Raw genomic sequence first — 15564 nt, 5'->3', positions numbered from 1 at the left:
TATCATAAAATTGCCATAGTTTTTATAACATGAAGAAATGAAAAAATATAAATCTCATATAATTACAATACTACTTTTTGCGGTGGTCATATTTTTATATGGATTTGCATCGGAAAGAAGTGCCAAGAAAAAAATGCAAAAAATTGATGTCGTATTCGAAAATGGTGAAAACCTATTTATCACCTATGAAATGGTTAATAAATTGTTAATACAAAATTTAGAAAACCAAGAAAATCAATCTGTAGAAAGTTTACTTTTGAATAAATTAGAAATGGCCGTTGAATCGAATCCGATGATTCAAAATGCCGAGGTTTTTTACACTTTGCAAGGTCATTTGGGGGCAATAATTACACAGAAAACACCTGTTTTAAGGGTGGTAAATGAATCGGAATCTTTTTATTTAGATGTGTTTGGAAAGAAAATGCCGTTATCTGGAAATTATTCTTCCCGTGTGCCAATTATATCTAATCTAGATATAAAAGATGCTGAAGGAGATTTGACATTGCTGGCGAATAAAATTAAAAATGATCCTTTTTTACAAAAGCAGATCATTGGAATTAAGCAAAAAAAAGGGGAAATAAAACAATTTGAACTCTACACTAGAGTTGGGGGACAAACCATTGTACTTGGATCAATGCATAATTTTGAAAAAAAGAAAAGTAAACTTAAAGCTTTTTATCAAGATGCTATTGCCAATCATATTTTAGAGAAATATGATACAATCAACCTCTCATTTGACAACCAAATTGTTTGTTCTAAAAAATAAGTTATGGGTAAAGATAACATCGCTGTTGGTTTAGATATAGGTACTACCAAAATTGTAGCTATGGTAGGCAAAAAAGATGCCTACAATAAATTGGAAGTTTTGGGAACCGGGAGAGCGAAAAGTTTGGGGGTGCATCGAGGTGTGGTCAATAATATTACCCAAACCATTCAATCTATTCAGCAGGCTGTTGAAGAAGCAGAATCTATTTCAGGAGAAAAGATCGAAAGTGTCGTTGTTGGAATCGCCGGTCAACATATAAGAAGTTTACATCACAGTGATTACATCACAAGAGTTAGTCCTGAAAAGGTTATTGATGAATCTGACATAGAATTGCTCATCAATCAAGTTTATAAATTAGTGATGCTGCCAGGTGAAGAAATCATTCATGTTCTGCCTCAAGAATATAAAGTGGATGGTCAGTCAGAAATCAAAACTCCCATAGGGATGTATGGTGGTAGATTGGAAGCTAATTTTCATGTGGTCGTCGGACAGGTATCATCGATTAGAAATGTTGGAAGATGTATTAAAAGTGCTGGCCTAGAACTGTCGAGTATAACCTTGGAGCCATTGGCTTCTGCAGAAGCAGTTTTAAGTCATGAAGAAAAAGAAGCAGGAGTTGCATTAATCGATATTGGTGGAGGAACAACAGATTTAGCCATATTTAAAGATGGAATTATTAGGCACACCGCTGTTATTCCTTTTGGTGGAAATGTAATCACAGATGATATTAAAGAGGGTTGTTCTATTATAGAGAAACAAGCTGAACTTCTAAAAACAAAATTTGGCTCTGCTTGGCCAGGAGAGAACAAGGATAATGAAATTGTTTCTATACCTGGGTTGAGAGGAAGAGATCCAAAAGAAATTACCCTAAAAAATTTATCTAAAATTATTCACGCCAGAGTGATAGAAATTATAGAACAGGTTTTTTTAGAAATCAAGAATTACGGTCACGAAGAGAATAAGAAAAAATTAATTGCCGGAATAGTACTCACCGGTGGAGGCGCACAATTAAAGCATATCAAACAATTGGTAGAGTATACAACAGGTATGGATACTAGAATTGGATATCCCAATGAACATTTGTCAGGCACAAGTGATACTGATTTATCTAGCCCGGCCTTCGCTACTGCTGTTGGATTATTAATGAAAGGACTGGCGGATAAGGAGAAAAAGGCGAAAGCAGAAATTGCGGTAAAGAAAGAAATGGAATCGGGAGGAGCAAGCCAAAGTAAACCAAATGTTACAAAAGAACCGAGAAAAACCATCTTTGAAAAATGGATTGAAAAATTCAGAGATTTTTTAGAAAACGCAGAATAATTAAAAATAATAAACCAGTAAATCCCTTGAAAAAGTTATGAGTAATTTAGATTTTGAACAAATTTCGTTCGATTTACCAAAAAATCAATCGAACGTGATCAAAGTAATTGGCGTAGGTGGTGGCGGAAGCAATGCCGTAAACCATATGTTTAGTAAAGGCATTGAAGGTATCGATTTTGTCATATGTAATACCGATGCCCAAGCCCTTGAAACAAGTCCTGTGCCTACTAAAATTCAACTTGGAGCAACATTAACAGAAGGATTAGGAGCTGGTGCTAATCCTAGTATTGGCGAAGAAGCTGCTGTAGAAAGTATCGAAGCTATAAAAGCCATGCTAGATGTTAGATCTAAAATGATCTTTATTACCGTAGGAATGGGAGGTGGAACGGGTACAGGAGCTGCCCCGGTGATTGCAAAAATTGCAAAAGGGTTAGATATTTTAACCGTGGGGATTGTGACAACTCCTTTTTCTTTTGAAGGAAAGATGAGAAATGAACAAGCCCAAAAAGGAATCGAAAAGTTAAGGGAGCATGTCGATTCATTGGTTGTGATCAATAACAATAAATTGCGCGAGGTATATGGAAACCTCGGTTTTAAAGCTGGTTTTTCAAAAGCAGATGAAGTTTTGTCTACTGCTGCAACGGGCATAGCCCAAGTAATTACACACCATTATACGCAGAACATCGACTTAAAAGATGCTAAAACCGTATTGTCAAGCAGTGGTACTGCAATTATGGGTTCTGCTACAGCCTCCGGCAATAACAGGGCTCAAAATGCCATAACAAAAGCGCTCGATTCACCGTTGCTAAACGATAATAAAATTACGGGAGCTAAGAGAGTATTATTACTTATAGTCTCGGGTAGTGCAGAAGTAACCATTGATGAAATTGGAGAAATTAACGATTATATACAATCAGAAGCAAGAACCAATGTTGATATTATAATGGGTGTTGGTGAAGATGAAAATCTAGGTGATGCCATTGCTGTAACCGTTATTGCAACAGGTTTTAATGCCGATCAGGAGAGACAGATCCAAAGTATAGATCCGAAAAAAATAGTTCATACCTTGGTTGAGGATAGAAGCGAAAACACAGTAAAACAAAATCCCCCTGTTGTACCGAAATCCACCGCGGAAAAGGAGCCTTTACAGCATGATAATAACATTCAAAGTGACTTGAAAAAGGAAGAACTTTTGAATGAAATGGACGTGGTATTTGAGGAGATAAAACCTGTTAAAGTTCAGCAAGCATCACCCCAGATATTACCTAATGAAGGGAAGGATTTTGTGATTAATGATCTCACAGAGTCTGTTTTGGAGGAAGAGGAAGTAAATGAAAACCAGTTTACTTTCACTTTCGATATGCCGCTTGAAACGAAAAAACCAGCGCAAACTGTTTTCTCGATTAACGATTATGAAATTATTGATTTAGAAGAAGTTAAGCCAGAAATAAAATCTGCTGCTAATCCTGTGCGCCATACGCTGGAATTTGAAGAAGAATACGCTTCAGAAATAAAGGCACTAAAAACTTTAAATAACTCCAAAAAGGAAGATGAAGAAGACCTTGAAATGAATATTCAGGTTAAAAGTACAAACATATCTAATGTTGTTCCAACAAATTTAGAAATGTTAGATGATGAAGTCTCTCCGCTTAATTTAACAATTGAAGAACTGAGAAAAAGAGCAGATGCGAGGAGAGAAAAAATGAAAACCTTTAATTATAAATTTAGCAGTCAGATCAATAAGAATATTGATGAAATGGAAAACCAACCGGCTTATAAAAGGTTAGGAGTAGATATAAAAGAGAACAGCCATTCTTCTGATAATCATCAAAATAAATCTAGATATACCTTAGGAATTGATGAAAATGATGATATTCAACTTCGATCAAATAATTCCTTTTTACACGACAATGTTGATTAGTTAAAATTTTAGTTTTAGTTAGTGGGAGAAATCCGGAGATTACTTATGTATTTCCGGATTTTTTTATTGTGAATCTAAAGAATCCAAGGCAGGTTCTGATAAGTTCGTTCTTACGGTTGTATCAAGTACCATTTCATCTGCAAATTGTTTTAATTGCTCATTAATTTTGGCCTGATCAGTCAGGTTATTCAATTTAAAATTAATTGCCGAAAAAGCATCATATATCTTTTGTCTCTCTTGATGTACTTCTTTACCAGTAATAACTGAAATCGTTGACATATCTTGAAGTCTTAGCGCTTCATTGTACAACACATTAAGGCGGATTTTTAGGGAAGGAATATTAATTTCTTCTACGACAATGGTATCTTTGAGTTTTTCAGTCAAAGTGGCAAATTCTTTGGCGTTAAATAGTGCTTGTTCATTTGTGTTTGAACCATTGTTTTCAAGAAATCTATCCACATCTTTATACTCAGTCCAATCTGAGACTAATTTTTCCGCGGATTGATTGAGCTTTTCAGCAATAGTGTAGTTTAGCACCATATCGGTTGAATCCTGAACTGAAATTGGCGTTTCTACTTTGCTGTTAAGCTTCTCTTTTTTACATGAAAAGTGAAAGATAAATAGAAACAGAAATAATATTGATGGAAAAGTTAAATGCTTCATAAATGATTAAGATAAATTTATCTGTTGTGTAATACTTATTACCAAAGTAATTTCAATTAAAAATAATACCATAGAATTGAAATATATTTGCATAAAAAAACAGCATGGAACATAAAATATTGATTCTCGGTGCAAGCGGACAAATTGGAACAGAATTAACATTAAAATTAAGGCAAATTTATGGAAATTCTGCCGTGATTGCTTCAGATATTCGAAATGGAAATTTTGAAGTGATGAGAAGTGGACCGTTTGAAATACTCGATGCCTCAAATAAGACGGATATTTTAGAGGTCATCAAAAAGCACGAGATCAAGGAAGTATATCTTCTTGTTGCCATGCTCTCTTTTATATCAGAGAAAAACCCTCAGAAAGCCTGGGAATTAAATATGAATACGTTGTTTAACGTCCTTGATCTCGCAAAAGAAAAATATATTGACAAAGTGTTTTGGCCAAGTTCAATTGCTGTTTTTGGTCCATCTTCCCCAAAAGTGAATACCCCGCAGGTTACCGTGATGAATCCATCTACGGTTTATGGGATCAGTAAATTAGCAGGAGAAAATTGGTGCGCCTATTACCAAAATAAATTTGGTGTTGATGTGAGAACTTTAAGGTATCCCGGCATTATTAGCTACAAAACAAACCCGGGTGGAGGTACAACAGATTACGCGGTAGAAATATTTTATGGTGCCTTAGAAACCGGGACTTATCAAAGCTTTCTAAAAAAGGATACGACTTTGCCCATGATGTATATGGAGGATGCCGTCGACGCAACTATAAAATTAATGGAACATAAGCCATTTGATTCATATACAGCCTACAATTTATCGGCTATTAGTTTCTCACCTGAAGAAATTGCATTCGCTATAAAAAAGATCATACCTAATTTTACCATAACCTATAAAAAGGATCCTAGACAAATAATTGCAAATAGTTGGCCACAATCTATTGATGATAGCCAGGCGAGGAAAGACTGGGGATGGGAGCACCATTTTGACCTGGAAAAAATGGTAAAAGTGATGTTAGAAGGATTGCAATTCATTATCCGTTAGGATTTTGAAAAACTACGTCTATACTGGTAGATAAATTAAAATATTTATGAAAGAAATTATTGAAAATAGCCTTCAAAAGGCAATGAATTATCAAGAATATAGAAACCATATACAGAGTCTTGTTAATGATTTTAAAGTTGGTGAAGGTGCGGATGATTTAATGCATTATAACCGATTAAATGATAAGCGTATGAAACGCCTCGATAAGCAAATCAATCTGGGTGAAAGGGCTAAAGAAGAAGTTTCTCAAATTGAGAATCGATTTACTTGGTTAGTACTTTCTGAATCTTGGTGTGGCGATGCAGCACAATCTTTGCCAGTTCTGAATAAATTTGCTGAATTTAATAGTAATATAGACCTAAAAATTGTATCAAGAGACGAGAATGATTCGCTAATGCAGAAGTTTTTGACAAATGGAAGTAAATCGATACCAAAATTAATTGTGCTCGATAAGAATAATGAGGTGATAGAACATTGGGGACCCAGGTCTAAAAGGGCGACAGCTTTATTAAATGAATACAAGGAGAAAAACGGAAAAATAGATAGTCAGATCAAAGAAGATTTACAAATCTGGTACAATAAAGATAAAGGTCAAAGTATTGAAGAAGAATTGGTCGAAGTTTTACAAAAAATGAAGTAAATGTTGGTAGATATCGAAGGTTTAGAGGAAGATGCGAGAGTCTTGATTTTTCCTGGGGATAGAAAATTTTACCCGGAAGAGACGGAGGAAGTCGATAAAATAATGACGGCACTTTTGGCTGAACTTCCTATAAGATCTTTTTACAAATTATTTTTCGATAGATTTATTGTTGTGATACTTTCATCTGACCAGACTTTTGATATCTCGATGAATGATCAATTAATTGAGGTAATCCAAAACTTTGAGAGGAAATATAATATTTCTTTAATTGATAAGGTAAAAGTCTTTTTTAAACAAGGCGAATTTATTCAAAGTAAAGAAGTACCTGATTTTAAAAAGTTGATAAAAAATAAAAGTGTATCCCGAGGTACCATGGTGTTTAACCATTTTGTTCATACAAAACGAGAATTTGAAGAGGCTTGGGAAACTCCGGCAGAAGAAAGCTGGATTTCACATTTCTTCTAAACGCAAATCTTCTATGAATTTGATGGGGTCAACAGCATTTTTTACGTCAAAATCACCACTTTTCGTTCTTCTTAAACTGCTTAAATGCGAACCAGATTGTAGTTTTTGGCCAAAATCATTTGCAATAGATCGTATATAGGTGCCTTTGCTGCAAACAATTCTAAAATGGACTTCCGGCATTTCTATTTTGGTGATTTCAAACTCTAAAATGGTAATTTTTCTCGGTTTTATTTCGGTGGTTTCACCTTTTCTGGCCAGTTCGTATAACCTGATACCATCTTTCTTTAAGGCTGAAAAAATAGGAGGAATCTGATCTATCTCTCCCAAAAAATTCACTGTGTTTGCTAATATTTGGTCATCCGAAATATGATCAATAGCGTAATGTTTATCGATTTCAGTTTCTAAATCATAAGAAGGTGTTGTGCTGCCTAATGTAATACTTCCGGTATACTCTTTTACTTGTGCTTGAAGCTGATCTATTTTTTTGGTAAAACTTCCAGTACAAAGAATCAACAAACCTGTAGCCAAAGGATCTAAAGTTCCAGCGTGACCCACCTTTATTTTTTTAAGGCCGTATTTTTTCTTGATCGCCCAACGCAATTTATTGACCACTTGAAATGACGTCCATTGATAGGGTTTGTCTATTAAAAGAATTTGACCGTTTTTAAAATCTTCTGCTGTCATTTCTTATCTACTGCATTAGAGCGTAAGTTATGGCAATGAGACCAACAATGGCGCAATAGATTGAAAAATAGCTTAGTTTGCTTTTCTTTACCAGAGCTATCATCCATTGACAAGCAAAAAGTCCGGCGACAAATGCCGCTATAAAACCAGCTACCATCACAGAAAATTTCTCTCCTGTAAAATCAATTTCCCCACCTAAAATATCCTTTCCAACTTTTCCTATAATTAATGGAACCACCATCAAAAAGGAAAAACGAGCCGCTTTGGTTCTGTCTATTCCCAATAAAACGGAAGTTGAAATGGTAGCACCTGATCTAGAAATACCAGGTAAAATAGCAATAGCTTGTGCTATACCAATAATAAATGCAGATTGAAAAGTAACCTGTTTTGTGGTGTTTTTTGCTCGATCTGCAAAGAGCAGTAAACCTGCTGTTATGAGCAACATTAATCCTACAAGTAAAATATTATCTCCAAAAAGTGAAGCGATTTCTTCCTCAAAGAAAAGACCGATGAAAGTTGCAGGAATCATCGAAATAATAATTTTTACGGCAAATAGAAATTCTTCATTCATTTTAAACTGAAACAAACCTTTAAAGATTTGAAAAATATCTTTTCTAAATATGATGATGGTGCTCAAAGCAGTGGCAAAGTGAAGCACCACGGTAAAAGTTAGGCTTTCTTCAGGAACTAAATTTTCGCCAAAAATGGCTTTAGCCAATTCTAGATGTCCGCTTGAGGATACCGGTAAAAACTCAGTAAGCCCTTGAATGATACCAAGGATAATTGCTTCAATAAAACTCATGACAAGATCTTAGTAGGATTTAGCTTTTTTTGGGTTTGGCGAAAATAGCATAAATCTGGATGCCTAAACCAATTATAACCAAAGTAGGTGCTAATCGGATTCTTCTAAAGCTGTATAACTCTTCGTTAAAAATTTCTGGATCGTCACTTCCTCCACCAATCATTAAACCAAATCCCAATAAAATAATGGCAATTCCAACTATCATGATGAGGTAGTTTTTTTTCTCAAATAAGAATTCAGTGGTGTTTTTTGAATCGTTTTTAGCCATTATTTAAAAGTTTAAAAATAAAGTTCGTCTGTTCTAAGGTTTAAAAACCTTTGTGTTGCAAAGAAAGTACTAATCCAGGTAATTAAAATTCCTAGAATAAATATACCACCAAATAGGGATCCAAGTTTTATATCTTCTTTGATCAGTTCAAATTGAGGAAAATATTGATCAAAGTAATAGATAACAGCAGCCAGAGCCAGCATAGCCATCAAGGCGCCAATAATTCCCAGCTTAATGCTTTGCCAAATAAATGGTTTTCTAATAAATCTTTTGGTGGCTCCTACCATTTGCATGGTTTTTATGGTAAACCTTTTTGAGTAGATTGATAGGCGTATAGAGCTATTGATCAAGACAATGACAATTAAAGTGGCTAAGGCGCTAAAAATCAATATGATTAAACTTATTTTTTTGACATTTTTCGTCAACATTTCAATCAATGGTTTATCATAGGAAACTTCTGAAATGAATGCATTTTTCTGATAGAATTCTTCAATTTCGGCCATTTTCTCAGGAGAAACGTATTCAGCTTTCAAATGAATGTCTATTGAATTTTGCAATGGATTATAGCCCAAGAAATTCATAAAATCTTCCCCATTTTCTTCTTTATAAATTTGAGCAGCCTCCTCTTTTGAAACAAATTTGCTCGATTTTGTGAAAGGTTCAGCATCAATACTAGCTTGTAACTTAGCGATGCTTTCTTTCTTTACTTCATTTTTTATAAACAATGAAATTGCTGCTTGTTCTTTAAAGTAATCTGAAATTTTTTTGGTTTGCAACAAAAGCAAACCTACTAAGCCGAGTAGAAATAATACAAGAGATATACTAATGATGACAGAAAGATATGAAGATCTTAATCTGCGCTTTTGGTATTTTTCAAAGGATTCACTCATAAAAACTAATAAAGTTAACCGTTGCGAAGGTAATTATTTAGATGGATTTGAACAATAAAATTAATCTGCCTCAATATATATTTGGTATGCCTTAGAATGTAGTTTTGAAATTGACTATTTGCTAGTGCTAACCTTAGGAGTATCTATTATAATGGAATTAAATAAACAATTTTATATTTTTACCTTAAATATTTAAGTCTTTAGTCAGAAAATTTAAATGTATTTTTGCAACTATGGAAAGCAATAGACAAAAGAAAATTGCCGGGGTTTTACAAGAAGATCTGGCTAATTTATTGAGAAAGGAAGCTCAAGATGGAGGGAAGGGAGTTTTGATTTCTGTAACCAAAGTAAAAGTGACAGCAGATTTAAATGAAGCAAAAGTTTATCTCAGTATTTTCCCTTCTAATTTGAAAGTAGACATTTTTAAAGAGATAGTAGATCAATCATCTGAACTTCGATATAAAATGGCTCAACTCACAAGGAATCAGTTGAGAAAAATGCCGGAACTTCACTTCTATATTGATGACTCATTAGATTATATTGATAACATCGACCAAGCATTAAAAGGAGGAGAAAATCCGATTAAAAACCCTGAGGTTCTCAAAGAAAAGAAAAAAAAGTAATTTGAACTTTCCGCTTTACATCGCCAAAAGATATTTGGTTTCTAAAAGCAGTAACAATGCCATCAATATAATAACCTTTATTGCAACTATAGGTGTGGTTGTAAGTACAATTGCCTTGTTTGTTGTTTTATCCGTTTTTTCGGGATTAAAAAATTTTAGTTTAAATTTTATCGAAGTATCTGATCCGGATTTAAAAATTAGCTCTGTTAAAGGAAAATCTTTTTTCATCAATGAAACGATTACCCGAAGTTTAGCCAAAGAAAAAATTATTGCCTATAGCAAAGTGATTGAGGAACGTGCTTTTTTTAATTACAGCGAAAAATCTCATATCGCAGTTATCAAGGGAATTGATGATCAGTATTTAAAGGTAAACCGCATGGATACGGCAGTTTATTTTGGAGAATGGGTAAATTATAATGAAAAATATACTGTCGTTGTGGGTGGAAAAATTAGCTCTTTGTTATCTGTGGGTGCATATGATTTTTTGAATCCGATAAAAATATTTGTCCCTAAACCAGGAAAAGGGTATATAACAAATCCTCAAAATGCATTTAGCAGTGTGAATACTCAGCCAATAGGTATTTTTAAATTAACGGAGGAGATTGATGGTAAATATGTTTTTGCAAACTTAAACCTTACGCAAGAGCTGCTAAATTATAAGCCAGATCAAATCAGCGCAATTGAAATTAAATTGAGCGATGAAAAGTTTGCCAAAGATGTTCAGGAAGAATTGCAAAATACTCTGGGGAATACTTTTAAAGTTGAAACAAGAGAACAATTGAATTCGGTTTTTTATAAAATGTTAAATACAGAAAACCTGGCATCATACTTAGTTTTTACTTTGGTTTTAATCATAGCTCTATTCAATGTAATAGGGGCAATAGTGATGATGATTATAGATAAAAAAGGTAACTTAAAGACCATGTATCATCTCGGTGCTGACATTACAAGTATCAGACGAATTTTTATTCTTCAAGGTTTTCTTCTCACGATGGTAGGTTTATTGATCGGTTTGATGATAGCGATTCCTTTAATCTTGATTCAGAAAAAGTTTGGACTTATCATGATTACGCAATACCTGGCATATCCGGTTGAATTTTACTGGAGCAATGTTTTTATAGTTATCGCCACAATCATTGTTTTGGGGTATTCAGCCGCATTATTGGCCAGTGGAAGAATAAATAAAAGATTAGTGAGTGCTTAGGCGAATTTTTCCAAAACTTCATCGAGTACTTCAAAAACAACTTCCTTAGATTCTCCAGTAACCATTCTTTGCCGATATTCCTTGAAATTTGGAATTCCTTTAAAATAATTGGAATAATGTCTTCTTGTTTCATATAATCCTGCGTGTTCACCATTCCAATCAATGGCCATTGTTAAATGTCTTTTAACAACGTCTACCCTTTCTTTTATCGAAGGTAGTTCCGGATGCTTTCCTGTTTCAAAAAAGTGCTTTACATCTTTGAAAAACCATGGATTACCAATACTCGCTCTACCAATCATTGCACCGTCCAAACCGTATTCATCACGCATGACCATCGCCTTTTCGGCACTATCTACATCACCATTTCCAAAAATTGGTATATGAATTCTAGGATTGTTTTTCACATCTGCAATGGGTTCCCAAGTTGCGCAACCTTTATACATTTGAGCCCTAGTTCTGCCGTGAATTGCTAAGGCTTGAACACCTGCATCCTGTAACCTTTCAGCAACTTCCATGATGTATATAGATTGATCGTCCCAACCCAACCTCGTTTTTACAGTTATCGGTAAGTTGGAATGTTTTACCATTTCCCGACTTAATTTTTCCATTAAAGGAATGTCTTTTAAAATTCCTGCACCCGCACCTTTACTCACAACTTTTTTTACCGGACAACCAAAATTAATATCGATAAAATCTGGTTTTGATTGTTCAACAATTTCTACGGTTCTAAGCATTGAGTCTAGGTTCGCACCAAAAATTTGAATCCCTACAGGCCTTTCTCTTTCGTAAATATCTAGTTTTTGAATACTTTTTGCCGCATCTCGAATCAACCCTTCAGAAGAAATAAATTCCGTATAGACAACATCTGCTCCCTGCTCTTTACACAAGGCTCTAAACGGCGGATCACTTACGTCCTCCATAGGTGCCAATAGTAAAGGGAAGTCGCCTAATTCTATGTTTCCAATCTTTGCCATAATCGCTTGCAAAATTAGCGCATTTATTGATTTTTAGAAAGTTTTATTCTCTAACAGTATTTTATCGTTATAAATTAATATTTTGGCGCTGTTTTTAAATCGACATTATTTTAATTTTGCAACATTTTAAATGAATAAAATGAAATTGAGAATTCTTTTAGTCCTTGTTTTTATAAGTCTTTTTGCTTGTAAAAGCAGTCAAAACAAATCGTCAAATACTCAAGGTCACTCTTCCTACAAAAGTGATGGTTACAGCGGTGCTACTCGAGTTACAGATGTAATTCATTACCCTAAGGAGAAGCATTTAGCTAATATAAAACAACTTACATTTGGTGGAGACAACGCTGAGGCATATTGGAGTTTTGACAATTCCATGATTACATTTCAATCGAACTATAAGGAATGGGGTCTTGAGTGTGATCAGATTTTTACGATGGGCGTTGATGAAACTACAGAAGATGGAAAGAAACCGCAAATGGTGAGTACCGGAAAAGGTAGAACCACTTGTAGTTACTTCTTACCGGGAGATTCTGTAATTGTTTATTCCTCCACCCATTTGGGTGGAGATGCATGCCCTCCATCTCCAAAAAAGGAGGATCACGGCGGTAAATACGTTTGGCCGGTTTATGCTGATTTTGATATTTTCACAGCAGATCTGAATGGAAATCAATTAAGGCAACTTACGAGTACGCCTGGTTATGATGCCGAGCCTACAGTCTCGCCAAAGGGAGATAAAATTGTCTTTACTTCAACAAGAAATGGCGACTTAGATTTATATACAATGAACTTAGATGGCTCTGATGTAAAACAAGTTACCTCTGAGCTTGGCTATGACGGCGGCGCATTTTTTTCACCGGATGGGAATAAGTTGATTTTTAGATCTTCAAGACCCAAAACGGAACAAGAAATTAAGGAATACAAAGATCTGCTAGCTCAGGATTTGGTGATGCCCACTGATATGGAGTTGTATGTCTGTAATGTTGATGGTTCAGGTCTCAAGAAAATTACTGACTTGGGTAGTGCAAACTGGGCGCCCTTTTTTCATCCAAACGGGAAAAAAATTATCTTCTCTTCTAACCATCATAAAGCAAAAAAAGATGGATTTAATTTGTTTATGATCAATTTAGATGGAACTGGTCTTGAGCAAATCACTTATGATGGTGTTTTTGATGCTTTTCCTATGTTTTCACCAGATGGAAAGAAGATAATTTTTTCTTCGAATAGAAATAATAACGGAACCAGTGATACCAATTTATTTATTGCAGATTGGGTTGAATAGTTATTTTTTGTCGTAATCTTCAGGCTGAATTAAAAAGGAAACACATTTATTTTTTTCGCTATCTTGCACTGCTTTTTGAAGCCGTTAAAAATATTTTATATTTAAAACCTAACTAATTGTAAAACAGGTTTGTATGGAATATTTGAAAAAAAATCAAATCAAATGAAAGGATAAAGGAACGTTGTTTGAGATTGATTTTTGACTTGAATAAGAAAGGAATATGAAAAACATCAGAAATTTTTGCATTATAGCGCATATCGATCATGGTAAAAGTACCTTGGCGGATAGGTTACTTGAATTTACTCATACCATTACAGATAGAGAAAAGCAAGATCAGTTATTAGACAGTATGGATCTAGAACGCGAGCGTGGAATCACGATTAAGAGTCATGCCATACAGATGGAGTACCCTTTTAACAATGAGAATTATATTTTAAATCTCATTGATACTCCCGGTCATGTTGATTTTTCATATGAAGTATCTAGGTCTATTGCAGCCTGTGAAGGTGCATTGTTGATTGTGGATGCTGCTCAAAGTATTCAGGCTCAAACTATTTCAAATTTGTATTTGGCGCTGGAACATGATCTTGAGATTATCCCGGTTTTGAATAAAATCGATTTACCAAGTGCGAATCCGGAAGAAGTGAGTGATGATATTGTAAATCTTTTGGGTTGTGATTATGATGATATCATTCATGCAAGTGGAAAAACTGGTTTTGGCGTAGATAAAATTCTTGAGGCCATCGTTCAGCGAGTTCCAGCCCCAAAAGGTGATGTAAATGCACCGTTGCAAGCACTTATTTTTGACTCGGTTTACAACTCGTATAGAGGAGTAGAGACTTACTTTAGAGTTATCAATGGCGAAATAAAAAAGGGTCAGGCCATTCAGTTTATGGCGACCAAAAAACAATATTTTGCAGAAGAGGTAGGTACACTTAAACTAAAACAAAAACCCAAAGATTCTATCAAAGCAGGTGATGTGGGTTATTTGATTACAGGTATTAAAACAGCCAGTGAAGTAAAGGTTGGTGATACAATTATAGATCCTAAAAATCCAAGTGAAGAAAGAATAGAAGGATTTGAAGATGTGAAACCTATGGTTTTTGCAGGAATTTATCCTGTTGATACGGAGGATTATGAAGAATTGCGGTCATCAATGGAGAAATTGCAATTAAATGATGCTTCTTTGGTATACTCGCCAGAAAGTTCTGCTGCACTCGGATTTGGTTTTAGATGTGGCTTCTTGGGGATGCTACATTTAGAAATTATACAAGAAAGATTAGAGCGTGAGTTTGATATGACGGTCATCACAACTGTTCCCAATGTTTCTTATCATGCTTATACAAATAAAGAACCGGATAAAATGATTTTGGTTAATAATCCTTCTGACTTGCCGGACCCATCTAGTTTAAATAGAGTAGAGGAACCTTTCATTAAAGCAAGTATCATTACAAAATCTGATTTTATCGGAGCGGTTATGAGCTTGTGTATAGAAAAAAGGGGAGAAATCACGAATCAGAATTATTTAACACCTGAAAGAGTAGAATTAACCTTTGACATGCCATTGTCAGAGATCGTATTTGATTTTTATGATAGATTGAAAACAGTTTCAAAGGGCTATGCCTCATTTGATTATCATCCCCTTGGATTTAGAGCCTCAAAACTTGTGCGTGTTGATGTATTGATTAATTCACAACCAGTTGATGCTTTATCTGCTTTGCTACATGCGGATAATGCCTACTATATAGGGAAAAAAATGTGTGAAAAATTACGAGAATTGATTCCAAGGCAACAGTTTGATATCCCAATTCAAGCCGCAATTGGATCGAAAATTATTTCAAGAGAAACGATTAAAGCACTGCGAAAGGATGTTACGGCTAAATGTTATGGTGGAGATATATCGCGTAAGCGAAAATTACTTGAAAAGCAGAAAAAAGGTAAGAAAAGAATGCGCCAGGTAGGTAATGTGGAAATACCACAACAAGCATTTATGGCGGTTCTTAAATTAAATGATTAAGA

At 34.6% G+C, this 15564-nt stretch carries 16 protein-coding genes; 10 read left to right on the top strand and 6 right to left on the bottom strand.

The features are described from left to right. Positions 1-37 precede the first annotated feature (37 nt). From ACFQ39_RS02320 to ftsZ, 3 genes are read left to right on the top strand one after another with little or no spacing between them, the layout of a single operon-like run. Positions 38-766, top strand: coding sequence for a cell division protein FtsQ/DivIB (locus ACFQ39_RS02320; RefSeq protein ID WP_377176036.1), 729 nt, complete (start codon positions 38-40; stop codon positions 764-766). Positions 767-769: 3 nt separating this feature from the next. Further along, the gene (ftsA, locus tag ACFQ39_RS02315; protein ID WP_377176034.1) at positions 770-2083 is read left to right on the top strand and encodes a cell division protein FtsA; all 1314 of its coding nucleotides are present in this window, start codon (positions 770-772) and stop codon (positions 2081-2083) included. Between the two features lie 37 nt (positions 2084-2120). Beyond that, positions 2121-4004, top strand: coding sequence for a cell division protein FtsZ (gene ftsZ, locus ACFQ39_RS02310; RefSeq protein WP_377176031.1), 1884 nt, complete (start codon positions 2121-2123; stop codon positions 4002-4004). A gap of 63 nt (positions 4005-4067) precedes the next feature. Here ftsZ and ACFQ39_RS02305 read toward each other — a convergent pair whose 3' ends face one another. Next, positions 4068-4667: a hypothetical protein gene (locus ACFQ39_RS02305; RefSeq protein ID WP_377176029.1), complete on the bottom strand. Its 600-nt coding sequence runs from the start codon at positions 4665-4667 to the stop codon at positions 4068-4070. 104 nt (positions 4668-4771) lie between these two features. On the opposite strand from ACFQ39_RS02305, the gene ACFQ39_RS02300 reads away from it, so the two are divergent. The 3 genes from ACFQ39_RS02300 to ACFQ39_RS02290 are packed head-to-tail and all read left to right on the top strand — an operon-like array spanning position 4772 to position 6821. After that, positions 4772-5716 carry an NAD-dependent epimerase/dehydratase family protein gene (locus ACFQ39_RS02300; RefSeq protein WP_377176026.1) on the top strand — a complete coding sequence of 315 codons (945 nt, stop codon included), beginning with the start codon at positions 4772-4774 and terminating at the stop codon, positions 5714-5716. Between the two features lie 46 nt (positions 5717-5762). Continuing rightward, positions 5763-6356 carry a thioredoxin family protein gene (locus ACFQ39_RS02295; RefSeq protein ID WP_377176024.1) on the top strand — a complete coding sequence of 198 codons (594 nt, stop codon included), beginning with the start codon at positions 5763-5765 and terminating at the stop codon, positions 6354-6356. Continuing rightward, complete coding sequence (locus tag ACFQ39_RS02290; protein WP_377176021.1) at positions 6357-6821, top strand: ABC transporter ATPase; 465 nt, start codon at positions 6357-6359, stop codon at positions 6819-6821. Here the strand turns inward: ACFQ39_RS02290 and truB are convergent. From truB to ACFQ39_RS02270, 4 genes are read right to left on the bottom strand one after another with little or no spacing between them, the layout of a single operon-like run. Continuing rightward, positions 6807-7505 carry a tRNA pseudouridine(55) synthase TruB gene (gene truB / locus ACFQ39_RS02285; RefSeq protein ID WP_377176018.1) on the bottom strand — a complete coding sequence of 233 codons (699 nt, stop codon included), beginning with the start codon at positions 7503-7505 and terminating at the stop codon, positions 6807-6809. The two genes, ACFQ39_RS02290 and truB, sit on opposite strands and share 15 nt — an antisense overlap. Positions 7506-7512: 7 nt before the next feature. Beyond that, positions 7513-8307: an undecaprenyl-diphosphate phosphatase gene (locus ACFQ39_RS02280; protein WP_377176017.1), complete on the bottom strand. Its 795-nt coding sequence runs from the start codon at positions 8305-8307 to the stop codon at positions 7513-7515. A gap of 19 nt (positions 8308-8326) precedes the next feature. Continuing rightward, a complete protein-coding gene (locus tag ACFQ39_RS02275) occupies positions 8327-8575 on the bottom strand; it encodes a DUF3098 domain-containing protein (RefSeq protein ID WP_377176014.1) in 249 nt (82 codons plus the stop codon). A gap of 11 nt (positions 8576-8586) precedes the next feature. Further along, on the bottom strand, positions 8587-9465 hold the full coding sequence (locus ACFQ39_RS02270; RefSeq protein WP_377176012.1) for a cell division protein FtsX: 879 nt from the start codon (positions 9463-9465) through the stop codon (positions 8587-8589). Between the two features lie 233 nt (positions 9466-9698). On the opposite strand from ACFQ39_RS02270, the gene rbfA reads away from it, so the two are divergent. Both rbfA and ACFQ39_RS02260 read left to right on the top strand, forming a co-directional pair. After that, positions 9699-10088, top strand: a complete 390-nt coding sequence (gene rbfA / locus ACFQ39_RS02265; RefSeq protein ID WP_377176010.1) for a 30S ribosome-binding factor RbfA — start codon at positions 9699-9701, stop codon at positions 10086-10088. A 1-nt stretch (position 10089) separates the two neighbouring features. Next, positions 10090-11292, top strand: coding sequence for an ABC transporter permease (locus tag ACFQ39_RS02260; protein ID WP_377176008.1), 1203 nt, complete (start codon positions 10090-10092; stop codon positions 11290-11292). Here the strand turns inward: ACFQ39_RS02260 and dusB are convergent. Beyond that, a complete protein-coding gene (gene dusB, locus ACFQ39_RS02255) occupies positions 11289-12266 on the bottom strand; it encodes a tRNA dihydrouridine synthase DusB (RefSeq protein WP_377176006.1) in 978 nt (325 codons plus the stop codon). The two genes, ACFQ39_RS02260 and dusB, sit on opposite strands and share 4 nt — an antisense overlap. 139 nt (positions 12267-12405) lie before the next feature. On the opposite strand from dusB, the gene ACFQ39_RS02250 reads away from it, so the two are divergent. Together ACFQ39_RS02250 and lepA are read left to right on the top strand one after the other, a co-directional pair. Then, positions 12406-13545 carry a TolB family protein gene (locus ACFQ39_RS02250; RefSeq protein ID WP_377176005.1) on the top strand — a complete coding sequence of 380 codons (1140 nt, stop codon included), beginning with the start codon at positions 12406-12408 and terminating at the stop codon, positions 13543-13545. 220 nt (positions 13546-13765) lie between these two features. Beyond that, positions 13766-15562 carry a translation elongation factor 4 gene (lepA, locus tag ACFQ39_RS02245; protein ID WP_377176003.1) on the top strand — a complete coding sequence of 599 codons (1797 nt, stop codon included), beginning with the start codon at positions 13766-13768 and terminating at the stop codon, positions 15560-15562. The last annotated feature ends 2 nt before the right edge of the window (positions 15563-15564 follow it).

The organism is Namhaeicola litoreus (assembly GCF_042679565.1).
Taxonomy (GTDB): domain Bacteria; phylum Bacteroidota; class Bacteroidia; order Flavobacteriales; family Flavobacteriaceae; genus Namhaeicola; species Namhaeicola litoreus.
This window is presented reverse-complemented; position numbering and strand designations above follow the sequence as displayed.